This window comes from Bradyrhizobium cenepequi, from assembly GCF_020329485.1.
In the GTDB taxonomy this organism is placed as follows: Bacteria; Pseudomonadota; Alphaproteobacteria; order Rhizobiales; family Xanthobacteraceae; genus Bradyrhizobium; species Bradyrhizobium cenepequi.
Genome location: NZ_JAGKJI010000029.1, coordinates 76,037 through 89,023, shown reverse-complemented (window position 1 = coordinate 89,023; position 12,987 = coordinate 76,037). Strand labels below are relative to the sequence as shown.

Sequence of the window (12,987 nt, the reverse complement as noted above, 5' to 3'; positions counted from 1 at the left end):
GGGATTGGCCTTCGACGCGCTGATCGCCGACAAGGCGTTCGACAGCAACGCCATCATCGCCGAACTCGATGCGCGCGGCGCCAAGGTCGTCATCTCCCAGCATCCGCGCCGCGCCAAGCCTCTCACCATCGACGAGGAGATGTACAAATGGCGGCATCTCATCGAGAACTTCTTCGGCAAGCTCAAGGAGTTCAAACGCATCGCCATGCGCGCCGAAAAGACCGATCAAAGCTTCGCCTCCATGATCCATCTGGTCGCGGCCGTGATAAACTCCCGATGAATCCCAACAGACCCTAGTCCAACCGCGCGATCGTCTGGACGGCGATCAGGAACGATCCCCACTGCGCCACGTTGACGGCAAATCTGAAACCTCTTGCGACGGCTCTGGAGGCATGCCGAGACCGTCTTCCGATGACCCGCCGTGAGAACATTCCCGTATGCAGCGACGCGACTATTTCCTCGAGAAGATGTGCTTCAGGTAGCAGAGCCCCTCGTAAGTCAGCCGCGTCTCACGGGTTTCTCCCTTTGCCACTTCGCCTTCCAGGAACGTCTCAAGCTCCGGAAGCGCGCGGTCGAACTTCTCCGTGATGCCCATCATCACGCAGGTTTCCTTGATACGCTCTATCGGTTTTTCAAGAACGTCGATTTGAACCATCGCCTTCAAATTCATGATCCCGCGCTTTGTTCCGACGCCGCAGCGGAAGTCCGCCGCCGGTCACTGAGAATCATCTGGTGATCGCTTAACTAGCCGTGAGTCTACTTGCCATGCGTGTCAGCATGAAGAAGGAGCGGTCAGGCAACGCGGCGCGGCTGTGGCCTCTGCTCGCTCTGAACTTCTTCATGGCGGACATGCAGTCCGGCATCGGGCCGTTCGTCGGCGTCTTCCTGCAGGCACATGGCTGGGCCAGCGGCTGGATCGGGACCGCGATGACGATAGGTAACGTCGCGGGCATGCTGATCACGACCCCGATCGGCGGCTTCATCGATGCAAGCCGTCACAAGCGCGCCTGGGTGATCGTGCCGGGCGTCGCCGTTGTCACCGCATCAGCGCTGATTCTCGTCTCGCAGAATTTCTGGACCGTCGCCGCATCGCAAATCGCGACCTCGCTTGCCGGCGCCGCCATCATTCCCGCCGTCACCGGCATCACGCTCGGCATCGTCAGACAGAAGGGCTTCAACCGGCAGAACGGTCGTAACCAGGCCTTCAACCATGCCGGCAATATGGTCGGAGCAGCGGCATCGGGCTATCTTGGCTGGAAATACGGCTACACGGCCGTATTCCTGCTGGCGGCGATCTTCGGCGCCATTGCGATCGCCTGCGTTCTCCTGATCCCACCTGATGCCATCGACAACAACGCCGCGCGCGGCGCGAGAGAGCATGATCCGGAGAGCCAGCCAAGCGGCTTCACCGTCCTGGCCAGGCACAAACCGCTGCTCGTGCTCGCGTTGGCGCTGGCCGCCTTCCATCTCGGCAATGCCGCGATCATTCCGCTCTATGGATTGGCCGCGGTTGCCGGCGGCCATGCCAACGGCCCGGATTTCGTGGCGACGACGATCGTGATCGCGCAGGCCGTCATGATCGTGACCTCGATCGTCGGCATGCGCGCGGCGGAAAGCCGCAGCTATTGGCCGGTGCTTCTCGCGTCCTTCCTGGTGCTGCCGGTGCGCGGCATCCTGGCGTTCTTCCTCACAGGCTGGTGGGGCGTGCTCCCCGTGCAGATTCTTGATGGCATCGGGACCGGCCTGCAGAGCGTCGCCGTCCCTGGAATGGTCGCGCGCTCGCTGAACGGGACCGCATCAATCTCGGACAGGGTGCAGTGATTACCGTTCAAGGTGTCGGCGCTTCGCTGAGCCCTGCCCTCGGCGGTTGGATCGCGCAATGGATCGGCTATCCGCCTACGTTTGTCCTGCTCGGCGCACTTGGCTTGGTCTCGGTAGCGTTATGGGTCGGCTTTGCTTTCGAGATGAAGAAATATTGACGCCTGCAAATCCGGTCTGGTTCCAGGGGACCGGAGTGCCTAAGTATCGGACGGAGCTGGCCATCGGAATAAGACATTCGTTCTCGGAGTGCTTCTTTGCGTCTTCTCAGTCGTGCCGCTACCGCCGCCCTCGCCTTGGGTATCCTGCTTGCTTTCCCTTTCCCGAAGGCCTATCGCGACGCGAAGGCACAAAGCGCGACCGCCGCTGTCACCAAGCCCGTATCATTGCCTGACATCGCAATCGGCTCGCCGAAAGCGCCGGTGACGATCACCGAATATGCCTCGATGAGCTGTCCGCACTGCGCCGCATTCGGCGAGAACGTATTTCCGATGCTCCGTTCGAAATATATCGACACCGGCAAGGTCCGCTTCGTGTTTCGCGAATTCCCGCTCGACATCAAGGCAGCGGCCGCCTCGATGCTGGTGCGTTGTATCGGCAAGGACGATGCGGAAAAGCATTTCGCCGTCATCGAGACGATGTTCAAGCAGCAGGCCGGCCTGATGGATCGAACGAAGGAAACGCTGATCCTGATCGGCAAGCTCAACGGGATGAGCGAGCAGGACGTCGAAACCTGCGAGACCGACCAGGCGCTGCTCGACAAGATCGCTGCCGACCAGCGCTACGCAATGGAGACGCTCAAGGTCGACGCGACGCCAACCTTCTTCGTCAATGGCGAGCGATGGAAGGGAGCGATGTCCTATGAGGAGCTGGACGCGAAGCTCAAGACCCTGCTCAAGCGCTGAAACTGTCTACTCTCGCAAATGCGATTGTGCAAAGCGGGATACATCACCTCATCGTTACAACGCAGACGTGCCCCGCGTGTTGGTGGGCTTGTCGTTCGCCGCGGCTCAAGGATAGCCTTGTTAACCATAGGCGGGGCGATGGGCGCGACGCCCGCTTGAACCAATTGAACAGGCGCCAAGGGGAAACGCCATGTTCGAGATTCTCGATCGCCGGAGGCGTCTGACCGGCAACCAGATCAAGATCCTTTCGGCTGCCATCATCGGCGACGCGCTGGAATTCTTCGATTATTTCCTGATCGGATTCGTGCTCGCCTTCCTGATCGGGCCGTGGAAACTCACCTTCGGACAATCGGCGACCGTGCTGATGAGTTCCGGTATCGGCGCAATCATCGGAGCCTACGTCTGGGGATGGCTCGCCGACCGCGTCGGGCGCCGTATCGTGTTCGTCGGCACCGTGCTCAACTTCTCTATCGCCACGGGCCTGCTCTATTTCACGCCTGACAACGGTTGGATCTATCTCACGATCATGCGCTTCTTCGTCGGCACCGGCGTCGGCGGTCTCTATTGCGTGGACCTGCCGCTGGTGCAGGAGTTCATGCCTTCGCACAAGCGTGGCTGGATCGGCGGCCTCGTCACCTGCGTGATCCCGCTCGGCGTCGGACTTGGCGCCATCCTTGGTGCCTTCATGGGCTCAGACCAGTGGCGGCTGTTGTTTGCGATCGGCCTGCTGCCATCCCTGCTCGTGCTGCTTGTCCGGCTCTGGGTTCCCGAGAGCCCGCGCTGGCTGTGCCGCCAGGGCCGCTACGAGGAAGCGCGCAAGTCGCTGGCCTGGGCGCTCCAGGTGGAGCCGTCCTCTCTCCCGCTGCCGACGGCGGCCGATGCCGGCCCGGTCATCAAGACGAGCTGGCTAGATCTCTTCAAATATCCGCGCAGCCTGATCGTCTCCTGGCTCGGCAATGCCGGCGCCCAGACCGGCGTCTACGGCGTCACCCTGTGGGCGCCGGCGCTGTTCGTGTTGATCCTGAAGGCGACGCCACAGGAAGCCGCCAGGATGATGATCCTGCTCAGCCTCTCGGGCTTCCTCGGCCGCATCTCCTTCTCCTATTTCTCGGAGCTCCTGGGACGGCGGACCGCCGGCGGCCTGCTCGGCTTCGGCGCGGGCGCGCTGACGATCATCGCTGGCTATCATTACGACGCCACGCTGTTCGGCGTCTCGGCGTTCTGGCTGATCTTGACCCTGGCATTCTTCTTCGCCGATGGCGGCTTTGCCATTGTCGGGCCCTATGCGGCAGAGGTCTGGCCCTCGCATCTGCGCACCACCGGCATGGGCTCGGCCTATGGCTTCGGTGGCATCGGCAAGATCATCGGTCCGGTCGGCCTTGCGCTGATCGTCGGCTCAAACAACTACCTGAAGCCTGATGTGCCGCTGACACAAATCCCGACCGCCTTTGTCTATCTCGGCTGCTGGTTCCTGATGGCCGGTCTGGTCTATTATTTCCTCGGCATCGAGACCAGGGGCAAGTCGATCGAACAGATCGATCGGGAGCTGACGGCCGGCGCCGACGTGGCGGCCGCCGCGTCGGTTCGCCAAGCCTAGGAGCCTTGAGCGATGATCGCGACGTCTGCTGAACTCGCGGGCGATCCAGCCGTGATCGCCCGCGCGAAAGCTGTCCAGCCGCTGGTCGCAGCGGCCGCAAACGAGATCGAGCAAACGCGTCGGTTGCCATCTCCTCTGCTTGACCAGCTCCATGATTACGGGCTGTTTCGCCTGTTGCTGCCGCAATCATCACAGGGGATCGAGACCGATCCCCTCACCTTCTTCCAAGTCATGGAGATCATCGCCCAGGCTGATGCCTCGACGGCGTGGTGCCTGAGCCAGGCCGGCGGTTGCGCAATGGCGGCCGCCTATCTCGACCTGCCGGTCGCACATGCGGTGTTCAGCGATCCCCGGGCGGTGCTGGCCTGGGGTCCAGGTCCGAAGGTGAAGGCGGTCGAATGCGAAGGTGGCTACCGGGTCACCGGCACCTGGTCGTTCGCGTCCGGCGGACGGCACGCCACCTGGCTGGGCGCGCATTGCCCGATCTATGCAGCCGATGGCATGCCGAAACGCGACGCCAACGCCTCGCAGATCGAGCGCACCATGCTGGTGCGGACCGAGGACGTCGAATGGACCGACATCTGGAATACGGTCGGGCTGCGCGGCACCGCGAGCGACCAGTTCACGCTGAACGACTTCTTCGTCCGCGCGGACCATTCGATCACCCGCGAATTCGACCGCGAACGCCGCGAGGACGGCCCGCTCTACCGGATGGGTTCTGGCACCTGCTACCAGGTCGGTTTTGCCGGCGTCGCTTGCGGCATCGCCCGCGGCGCGCTCGATAATTTCGTCGACATGGCGCGCAACAAGGTACCGCGCGGCGCCAAGAGCCCGCTGCGCGACAACGCCGTGGTGCAGTCCGGCCTGGCCCAGGCCGAAGTCCATCTGCGCGCCGCGCGCGGCTTCGTGCTGCAGTCGATGGCCGACATCTGGAAGGACCTCGTCGCCGGCAACGACATTACGATCGAGCAGCGGATCACCATTCGCATGGCCGCCACCCACGCCATCCACAAGGCGCGCGAGGCCGTCGACTTCGCCTACAATGCCGCGGGCGCCACCGCGATCTTCGACGGGCATCCGCTGGAGCGCCGCTTCCGCGACATCCACACTGTGACCCAGCAGTTGCAGGGCCGGCTCAGCCATTTCGAAACCGTCGGCGCCTGGATGATGGGTGCCGACTGCGACCTCACCTTCGTCTAGAGCTTCGGTTCTGATTCGAATCAGAACCGAAGCTCTGGATTCTTGTTTTGACGCGTTTTCTTCACGCGAACCGGTATCCACTTTGCTCGAAAACGCTATAGCTTCCAAGGAGAACACCATGCCGCTTGGTCCACTGCAGCACTACACGATCGAACCCCAGGACCTCGAGAAGACCAAGAATTTCTATTGCGACGTGCTGGGTCTGGAGAACGGCGAGCGCCCGCCGCTCGATTTCCCCGGCTACTGGCTATACTCCGGCGGCCTCGCCACCGTGCACCTGATGGGCACCCGCAAGCCGCGCGAAGGCATCGTGGTCCGCGGCACCGAAAAGAAATACGAGGACACGGGCCGACTCGACCACATCGCCTTTTCCGCCACCGACGTCGATGGCGTGCGCAGGCGCCTGCGGGAGCACAAGGTTCAATTCCGCGAAAGCATCGTGCCACGGACCGGCGATACCCAGTTCTTCCTCTACGACCCGGACGGGGTGGGCGTGGAACTCAACTTCGCCAAGGCCTGAGGGAAGCTCTTCAGGTGTAAGCCCGCCACCCCCCTCATCGGCCAGCCCCACGCTGGCCGATGCCATTTTATAGCGCCGCGCCAACGGGTTCCCGACAAGACCTTCAATCAGCCATAAGTCCGGCCTGAATCAGTCGAGGTTTCTTCAACTTTGCATGACGATTGGAGCGGCCGCGCCGCTGCGGCAGGATAGCCGGGTGCCACGCCTTCAACCTACCCCAGGGCATGGTTACCCGGCTATTCGTGGTGGCGGCCGCTCAATCCAGTCCGCGTTCGTGGCTGAGGCGGACCATTTCGTTGATGAAGATCTGCTTCTGCTTGTCGTCGAGGCTTGCATAGAGCGGCTCGGCGGCATCGGCGACGTTGCGCTGGTCGACCGCGCGGTCGTTGAGGAACTGGGCCTCGTTGCGCATCTGTTCGATGACATCGTCCGGCGGGTCGCGCTGGGCACGGGCAATGCGCAGGTTCACGCGATCGGCCCCGTTGTGGCCGAGATAGTGCATCGCACTATTGAAAGCCCCCCAATACTTCTCCTGCTCGGGCGTGAGGTTCAGCTCCTTCTTGATCCGCTCGATATTGGCGTCGCTGTTGACAACAATCTGTTCGGCCGTGAGCTGCGGCGCGTTCGTTTGGGTCAGCATCTGCGGCTGCTTGGCGGTCTTGTCCTTGCTGGCCTTTGCAGCCTTGCTGCTCTTGGCCGGAGCGCCTTGCTTGTCGGCCGGCGCCGGGTTGCGGTTGGTGCCGGTGAGCACGCCGGTCACCCCCGTGACCACGCCAACCACGCCTCCGATTGCACCGCCCAAGACGCCACCGACCGGCCCGGCCGCTTTGCTGCCTTCGCGGGCGCCCTGCTGGACTCCCTGAACCAACCCCTGCGCGTTGGCGCGCGGCGACGAGTTGACGCACAGGATGGCAGCCACCGCCAGCGCGGCGCATAGCCTCAAGCGCGCACGCAGCTTCGATACCAGGCTTGGCATGATCGGAGTCTCCATGATCGATCGTGGGTTACCGGTCTGACGTTCGATTGCAGCTGAAGGGCCGCAGATCCGGACCTTATCGTTCTCGCCGCGAGCAGGTCTACCTGTCGCGACCCTTCGATCCGACGACGAAAAGCCGCGAGGGGCCACTTGGATCGCCCGCTTCGCGGCTCCGCAGCCGCTCGCGTGCGCCGCAAAAAGATGCCTGCCGGCGTCCTGCGGCAGGCATAGCGCGAAGATTAACAGGCCTGACTGCCTGCAATTTGTACACAACGTTAGTTCTAGGAAAGCGCGCACCTGGTTTCTCGACAGGCGCCAACAATTCTGCTCTGATCTCGTTCGAGGAAATCGCCCCGCCGCCTCGAATGCGGCGAGCAAAAAAACAAAAACGAGATTTCGCAAGTCTTTGACCGTCGGCTCACCAGGGAGGGAACGCCATGTCACGGAAGAAGCTTTCTCGACGAGAATTTGTTGCGGCTACGGCGCTGTCATCGGCAGCGCTGATTACGGCTCCTTACATCCGCGGCGCCCATGCAGCGGGCAAGCTCGCGATTGGTTTCTGGGATCACTGGGTCCCCGGGGCCAACAAGACCTCGACGGCTCTCGTCAATGAATGGGCCGAGAAGGAAAAGGTCGAAGTTCAGATCGATTACATCACGAGCCAGGGCAACAAGACTCTCCTGACGATGGCAGCCGAAGCCCAGGCCCGGTCCGGCCATGATATTCTGGCCCAGGCGACCTGGCAGGCGCATGCCTACGCCGAGCTGCTTGAACCCGTCAACGATATCATGGAACCGATCATCAAACAGAACGGCGCCGTGAACGACACCGTCAATTATCTCGGCCAGGCCAAGGGCAAGTGGCTCGGAGTTCCCGCCTGCATCGGCAGCCAGATCAAGGGGCCCTGCTCCCGCATCGACCTGATGAAGAAACACGCCAATATCGACGTGCAGGCGATGTACCCGGCTGGCAGTCCGCCGAAAGCCGACAACTGGACATTGGATACGTTCCTCAAAGCGGCGGAGGCCTGCCATAAGGCCGGCCATCCCTTTGGCATCGGTCTCGGCGAAACCAGCGACAGCGTCGATGCCGCGGGTGCGATCTTCAACTCGTTCGGCGCAGAACTCGTCGACGCCAAAGGCAACCTGACCGTGAAGACCGACGCTGTTCGGCAAGCGCTTGAGTACTACAAGAAGCTCATCGCCTTCCTGCCGCCGGATGCGGCGGCCTGGGACGATGCTTCGAACAACAAGTGGTTGGTGTCCGGCCGGGGCGCACTGATCATGAATCCGCCAAGCGCCTGGGCTGTCGCCAAGCGCGATGCGCCACAAGTTGCCGAGCAGTGCTGGACGCACGGATTCGCGGCTGGGCCGAAGGGCCGGTTCGCGCCTTATCTGCCGTTCTTCTGGCTCACCTGGAGTTTCTCCAAGAACAAGGCGGCGGCCAAGAGCCTGCTCACGCATCTGTCGCAACCGTCGTCGATCGAGAAGCTCGTCGCGGCGAGCGGTGGCTACGATCTGCCGGCGTATGAGAAACTGACCACCTTGAAGACGTGGGCGGAAGAAGGGCCGCCGAAGGGCACGCTCTATCACTATCCGAACCCCTACAACCATCAGAAGCTGTCGATCGCGGCTTCGCCGGCGCCGCCCAAGGTGGCACAGCAGATCTACACACAGGCGACGCTGACGAAGATGGCGCTCCGCTACTCGCAGGGCGAGAAGATGGAAAGCACGCTCGCCTGGGCCGAAGGCGAGTGCGAGGGCTTCATGCGGAGCTAAGCGGAACGATGCTGCCGGACGGCTCACCGCGTGGGCCGTCCGGCGCGTTCGCCCCTACGCCTGCGCGATCGGGAATCGGCCCGCGCCCTTGCGCGGCGGGACCAGCTTACAAGGAACATAGTCATGGCTGATGTCGTATTTCAGGAAAGGCGCGTCGCCCACCGGCCAAGCGTTGGCAAGCGGTCAAGCCTGCACTACGCGCTCAAGCGGAAATCGACTGTGGCATTCCTGATGGCGCTACCGCTGATCCTGCTGGTCGCCCTGCTTGTGGTCTATCCTGCCCTCTACTCGCTGCATCTGGCGACGCTGAACAAGTCGATGACGAAATTCATCGGCTTGGGCAATTTCGAATTCCTGTTCAAGCGCGATACGTTCTGGCTGGTCGTGAAGCAGTCCTGCATCTTCGCGATCTCGGCGGTGATCTTCAAAGCACTGATCGGCTTCATCGTCGCGCATTTCGTGCACAACGTTCCCGCCAACAAGCAGCGCAGATGGCGCGGCATGTTGCTCGTGCCCTGGGTGATCCCGCCGGCGATGAGCACGCTCGCCTGGCTGTGGCTGTTCGATCCGTCCTACAGCGCCTTCAACTACACGCTATCCTTCTTCGGCATCGGGCCGATCCCGTGGACCGGCGATGCCATGTGGGCGCGCTTCTCGGTCATCCTGGTCAATGTCTGGTATGGCGCGCCGTTCTTCATGATCATGTATCTGGCGGCGCTGAAATCCGTGCCCGATCAGCTCTATGAGGCGGCCGCAATCGACGGCGCCAATTGGTGGCAGCGCATCTGGTACGTGACGCTGCCCATGATGCGCAACATCATCGCGATCACGACACTGTTCTCGCTGATCGTCACCTTCGCCAATTTCGATATCGTGCGGATCCTGACAGCCGGCGGCCCACTCGACCACACCCACATCTTCGCAACCTGGGCGTTCCGCGTCGGCATAGAGGGCAGCGACATCCCACTTGGCGCCAGTGTCTCACTATTCATGGTCCCGATCCTAGCCGTCGCAGCGATCTTCATCCTGCGCGACATCTCCAAACGCGGGAACGAAGCCTGATGAGCACGCTCACGATTGACAAGGCCGGCCCTCGCCGCAAGGTCAAATATGGCAGCATGAGCCGCGACCGCGCCTGGGCGCTGCGCTGGTCGTATTTCTTCCTCACTGTGTTCGCGATTTTCTCGCTGACGCCGCCGCTTTACATGCTGATCACCTCGCTCAAGAGCAGCGCGGAGATTTCGGCGGCGACCAATCCGTGGTGGGTTTACCATCCGACGCTGGAGAACTACATCCAGCTTCTGACCTCGAACCAGTTTCTGCGCTTTTTCTGGAATTCGGCCTGGGTCTCGATCATCGTCGTGACCATCACCATGCTGATCAGCGTGCCGGCAGCCTTCGCGCTTGCACGGATGAAATTCTGGGGTTCGGCGACGCTCGCGACCGGCGTATTCCTGACCTACCTCATTCCCGACAGCCTTCTCTTTATTCCCCTGTTCAAGACGTTTGCGCTGATCGGCGACTGGACAGGCATCCAGCTAATCAACCGCTGGTACGTTCTGCTGTTCATCTATCCGACGCTGACGGTGCCGTTCTGCACCTGGATCATGATCGGCTATTTTGCCTCGATCCCGAAGGAGCTCGATGAGGCCGCGATCATCGACGGCGCCTCCTGGTTTCAGACGCTGACCCGGATCTTCATCCCGGTGGCGCTGCCTGGCCTGATCGCCGCGACCATCTTCGCCTTCACGGTGTCATGGGCGCAGTTCCTCTATCCGATGGTGTTTACCACGTCGACGGATCAACTGGTGCTGCCGGTCGGCATCATCACCACGCTGATCAAGGGCGACGTGTTCAACTGGGGACAGATCATGACCGGGGCGCTGCTCGGCGCCGCGCCACCGCTGATCATCTACGCCTTCCTGATGGACTACTACATTGCCGGCCTGACCGCCGGCGCGACAAAGGGTTGAACTCATGGCTGAAGTTTCGCTGCGAAAGGTTGTGAAGCGTTATGACGAAGTCGAGGCGGTGCGCGGCATCGATCTCGACATCGCCGACCATGAGTTCGTGGTGCTGGTCGGTCCCTCCGGCTGTGGCAAGTCGACCACGTTGCGCATGATCGCTGGGCTGGAAGACATCTCGGATGGCGACATCACGATCGGCGGTGACATCGTCAACGACGTACCGCCGAAAGACCGCGACATCGCGATGGTGTTCCAGAACTACGCGCTCTATCCGCATATGACGGTGGCCGAGAACATGTCGTTCGGGCTGCGGCTGAAGCACTATCCCAAGGCCGAGATCAAGAGCCGGGTGGCGGAAGCCGCGCGCATGCTCGACATCACCGACCTGATCGACCGCAAGCCGAAGCAACTCTCCGGCGGCCAGCGCCAACGCGTCGCCATGGGCCGCGCCATCGTGCGCAATCCCAAGGTGTTCCTGTTCGACGAACCGCTGTCGAACCTCGACGCTAAATTGCGTGTGCAGATGCGGATCGAGATCAAGAAGGTGCACCAGAAGGTCCGCACCACCACGGTCTACGTGACCCACGATCAGGTCGAGGCGATGACGCTCGCCGACCGCGTGGTGGTGATGAACCACGGCCGCATCGAGCAGATCGGCACGCCGAACGAGCTTTACCACAAGCCGGCGACCCGTTTCGTCGCCAGCTTCATCGGCTCGCCGGCGATGAACTTCGTGCCCTGCCGGCTCGAGGATGTCGGTGGCCGCCTGCATCTGCGCCTGACCGACCGTCTTGCCTTTCCAATGCCGCCGGTCCGAGCCGCCCGCTACCAGGCGGTGCCGCGCACCGACAAGCTGCTGCTCGGAATCAGGCCGGAACACATCATCGAAGCCAGGCAGCATCTGGCGCCCGGGGTCGAGCCGTTCGACACCGTGCTCGACGTCACCGAGCCGATGGGCATGGAGACCCTGGTCTATTTCACCCTCGAGGGCAGCCAGGTCTGCGGCCGGGTCAATCCCAATGCCGGCGCGCAGGATGGCGCCCCGCTCCGCTTGGCTGTGGACCTCAACAACATGCATTTGCTAAACGAGGTGACGGGCGTCGTCCTTTGACGGCGTATTACGCAATAGCTAAGGGCAGGAAATGGCCACCAACAAGAAGAAGATTTTCGTCACCCAAACACTCTCGCCAGGGGCACGGGCTCTCCTCAACGAACGGGACGACATCGAACTCGTCGAATTTCCCAACCTGATCTCCGCCAAGGATTTCGAGGCCTTGCTGAGACAGCATGCGCCAGTGCATGGTGTGGCGCTTGGCGCCACCCGTTTCGGCGAGCCGGAGCTCGAAGCGTCCGGAGACATGAAGGTGGTGACGCGGATCGGCGTCGGTTACGACGCGGTCGACGTCCCCGCACTCTCGCGCCGCAAGGTGCCCCTGATGGTGGCTGGCACGGCGAACTCGCCGTCGGTGGCCGAACACGCCCTGTTCATGATGCTGACGCTGGCCAAGCGCGCGCAGGAAATGCATGCCGTCGTCAAGGACGGCACCTGGGCGAACCGGCTCGGCGTGCTGCCTTTCGATCTCTACGGCAAGACGGTGTTGATCGTTGGCTTCGGCCGCATCGGCACCCGCACCGCCAAACGGTGCCTCGCGATGGAAATGCAGGTGCTGGTTTACGATCCCTACAAGCCGGCCAGCGAAATCGCGGCCGCCGGCTGCGAAGCGGTGCCGGATCTCGACGCAGCGCTGCCGCGTGCCGATTTCGTCACCATCCATTGTCCGAGGACACCGGAGACGATCGGCATGTTCAATGCCGCGCGCCTGCGGCGGATGAAACCGACCGCCTATCTGATCAACACCGCGCGCGGTGGCCTCGTCGACGAAGCGGCGCTCTATGATGCGCTGGTGTCCGAAAGACTCGCCGGCGCCGGCCTTGACGTGTTCGAGCAGGAGCCGCCGCCGGTCGGTCAGCCCCTGCACAGCCTGCCGAACGTCATCATGGCGCCACACGTTGCCGGCGTCACCGTCGAGGCTGTCGACCGGATGAGCGAGCAGACCGCGCGCAACATCCTGAGCGTCCTGGACGGCGCCCCGCTGCGGCACAACGTGATCAACCAGGACGTGCTCAACTAATCCGATAGAACCGTCTATCTTCGGATGGGCCGACAACGATCGGCCTGTCATCAGTGCATGACCCGGTGGATACTGGTCCTCCGACAGGTCAGGC

At 62.3% G+C, this 12,987-nt stretch carries 14 protein-coding genes; 12 read left to right on the top strand and 2 right to left on the bottom strand.

Going from position 1 to position 12,987, the window contains the following annotated elements; genetic code table 11:
• Window positions 1–280: transposase (locus J6497_RS26480; protein ID WP_225705104.1), on the top strand; the 280-nt coding region annotated here is incomplete at its 5' end.
• Window positions 281–451: 171 nt separating this feature from the next.
• Here J6497_RS26480 and J6497_RS26475 read toward each other — a convergent pair.
• Window positions 452–670, bottom strand: a complete 219-nt coding sequence (locus tag J6497_RS26475; RefSeq protein WP_225707218.1) for a hypothetical protein — start codon at window positions 668–670, stop codon at window positions 452–454.
• 95 nt (window positions 671–765) lie between these two features.
• Here J6497_RS26475 and J6497_RS26470 point away from each other — a divergent pair, with 95 nt between their 5' ends.
• From J6497_RS26470 to J6497_RS26445, 6 genes are all read left to right on the top strand, one after another.
• Window positions 766–1,821, top strand: a complete 1,056-nt coding sequence (locus J6497_RS26470; protein WP_225707217.1) for an MFS transporter — start codon at window positions 766–768, stop codon at window positions 1,819–1,821.
• Window positions 1,818–1,979, top strand: coding sequence for an MFS transporter (locus J6497_RS42525; RefSeq protein WP_225707216.1), 162 nt, complete (start codon window positions 1,818–1,820; stop codon window positions 1,977–1,979). The genes J6497_RS26470 and J6497_RS42525 overlap by 4 nt, the downstream gene beginning before the upstream one ends.
• Window positions 1,980–2,075: 96 nt before the next feature.
• Window positions 2,076–2,723, top strand: coding sequence for a DsbA family protein (locus J6497_RS26460; protein ID WP_376708275.1), 648 nt, complete (start codon window positions 2,076–2,078; stop codon window positions 2,721–2,723).
• Between the two features lie 190 nt (window positions 2,724–2,913).
• A complete protein-coding gene (locus J6497_RS26455) occupies window positions 2,914–4,320 on the top strand; it encodes an MFS transporter (protein WP_225707215.1) in 1,407 nt (468 codons plus the stop codon).
• 12 nt (window positions 4,321–4,332) lie between these two features.
• Window positions 4,333–5,520 (top strand): acyl-CoA dehydrogenase family protein, encoded by a 1,188-nt coding sequence (locus J6497_RS26450; protein ID WP_225707214.1) that lies wholly within the window; start codon window positions 4,333–4,335, stop codon window positions 5,518–5,520.
• 118 nt (window positions 5,521–5,638) lie between these two features.
• The gene (locus J6497_RS26445) at window positions 5,639–6,040 is read left to right on the top strand and encodes a VOC family protein (protein ID WP_225707213.1); all 402 of its coding nucleotides are present in this window, start codon (window positions 5,639–5,641) and stop codon (window positions 6,038–6,040) included.
• A 256-nt stretch (window positions 6,041–6,296) separates the two neighbouring features.
• Here J6497_RS26445 and J6497_RS26440 read toward each other — a convergent pair whose 3' ends face one another.
• Complete coding sequence (locus tag J6497_RS26440; protein ID WP_225707212.1) at window positions 6,297–7,016, bottom strand: Spy/CpxP family protein refolding chaperone; 720 nt, start codon at window positions 7,014–7,016, stop codon at window positions 6,297–6,299.
• Between the two features lie 437 nt (window positions 7,017–7,453).
• On the opposite strand from J6497_RS26440, the gene J6497_RS26435 reads away from it, so the two are divergent.
• From J6497_RS26435 to J6497_RS26415, 5 genes are all read left to right on the top strand, one after another.
• Window positions 7,454–8,794, top strand: a complete 1,341-nt coding sequence (locus tag J6497_RS26435; RefSeq protein ID WP_225707211.1) for an ABC transporter substrate-binding protein — start codon at window positions 7,454–7,456, stop codon at window positions 8,792–8,794.
• 123 nt (window positions 8,795–8,917) lie between these two features.
• Window positions 8,918–9,856 carry a carbohydrate ABC transporter permease gene (locus J6497_RS26430; RefSeq protein WP_225707210.1) on the top strand — a complete coding sequence of 313 codons (939 nt, stop codon included), beginning with the start codon at window positions 8,918–8,920 and terminating at the stop codon, window positions 9,854–9,856.
• Window positions 9,856–10,767: a carbohydrate ABC transporter permease gene (locus J6497_RS26425; protein WP_225707209.1), complete on the top strand. Its 912-nt coding sequence runs from the start codon at window positions 9,856–9,858 to the stop codon at window positions 10,765–10,767. Before J6497_RS26430 ends, J6497_RS26425 begins: the two co-directional genes overlap by 1 nt.
• 4 nt (window positions 10,768–10,771) lie before the next feature.
• Entirely contained in the window at window positions 10,772–11,872 is a 1,101-nt protein-coding gene (locus J6497_RS26420; RefSeq protein WP_225707208.1) for an ABC transporter ATP-binding protein, read from the top strand.
• A gap of 31 nt (window positions 11,873–11,903) precedes the next feature.
• Window positions 11,904–12,893 carry a hydroxyacid dehydrogenase gene (locus J6497_RS26415; RefSeq protein ID WP_225707207.1) on the top strand — a complete coding sequence of 330 codons (990 nt, stop codon included), beginning with the start codon at window positions 11,904–11,906 and terminating at the stop codon, window positions 12,891–12,893.
• The last annotated feature ends 94 nt before the right edge of the window (window positions 12,894–12,987 follow it).

Coding starts and splice junctions, on each gene's coding strand:
- J6497_RS26475 (WP_225707218.1), bottom strand. CDS start 670: ATGAATTTGAAGGCGATGGTTCAAATCGACGTTCTTGAAAAACCGATA.
- J6497_RS26470 (WP_225707217.1), top strand. CDS start 766: ATGCGTGTCAGCATGAAGAAGGAGCGGTCAGGCAACGCGGCGCGGCTG.
- J6497_RS26455 (WP_225707215.1), top strand. CDS start 2,914: ATGTTCGAGATTCTCGATCGCCGGAGGCGTCTGACCGGCAACCAGATC.
- J6497_RS26450 (WP_225707214.1), top strand. CDS start 4,333: ATGATCGCGACGTCTGCTGAACTCGCGGGCGATCCAGCCGTGATCGCC.
- J6497_RS26445 (WP_225707213.1), top strand. CDS start 5,639: ATGCCGCTTGGTCCACTGCAGCACTACACGATCGAACCCCAGGACCTC.
- J6497_RS26440 (WP_225707212.1), bottom strand. CDS start 7,016: ATGCCAAGCCTGGTATCGAAGCTGCGTGCGCGCTTGAGGCTATGCGCC.
- J6497_RS26435 (WP_225707211.1), top strand. CDS start 7,454: ATGTCACGGAAGAAGCTTTCTCGACGAGAATTTGTTGCGGCTACGGCG.
- J6497_RS26430 (WP_225707210.1), top strand. CDS start 8,918: ATGGCTGATGTCGTATTTCAGGAAAGGCGCGTCGCCCACCGGCCAAGC.
- J6497_RS26425 (WP_225707209.1), top strand. CDS start 9,856: ATGAGCACGCTCACGATTGACAAGGCCGGCCCTCGCCGCAAGGTCAAA.
- J6497_RS26420 (WP_225707208.1), top strand. CDS start 10,772: ATGGCTGAAGTTTCGCTGCGAAAGGTTGTGAAGCGTTATGACGAAGTC.
- J6497_RS26415 (WP_225707207.1), top strand. CDS start 11,904: ATGGCCACCAACAAGAAGAAGATTTTCGTCACCCAAACACTCTCGCCA.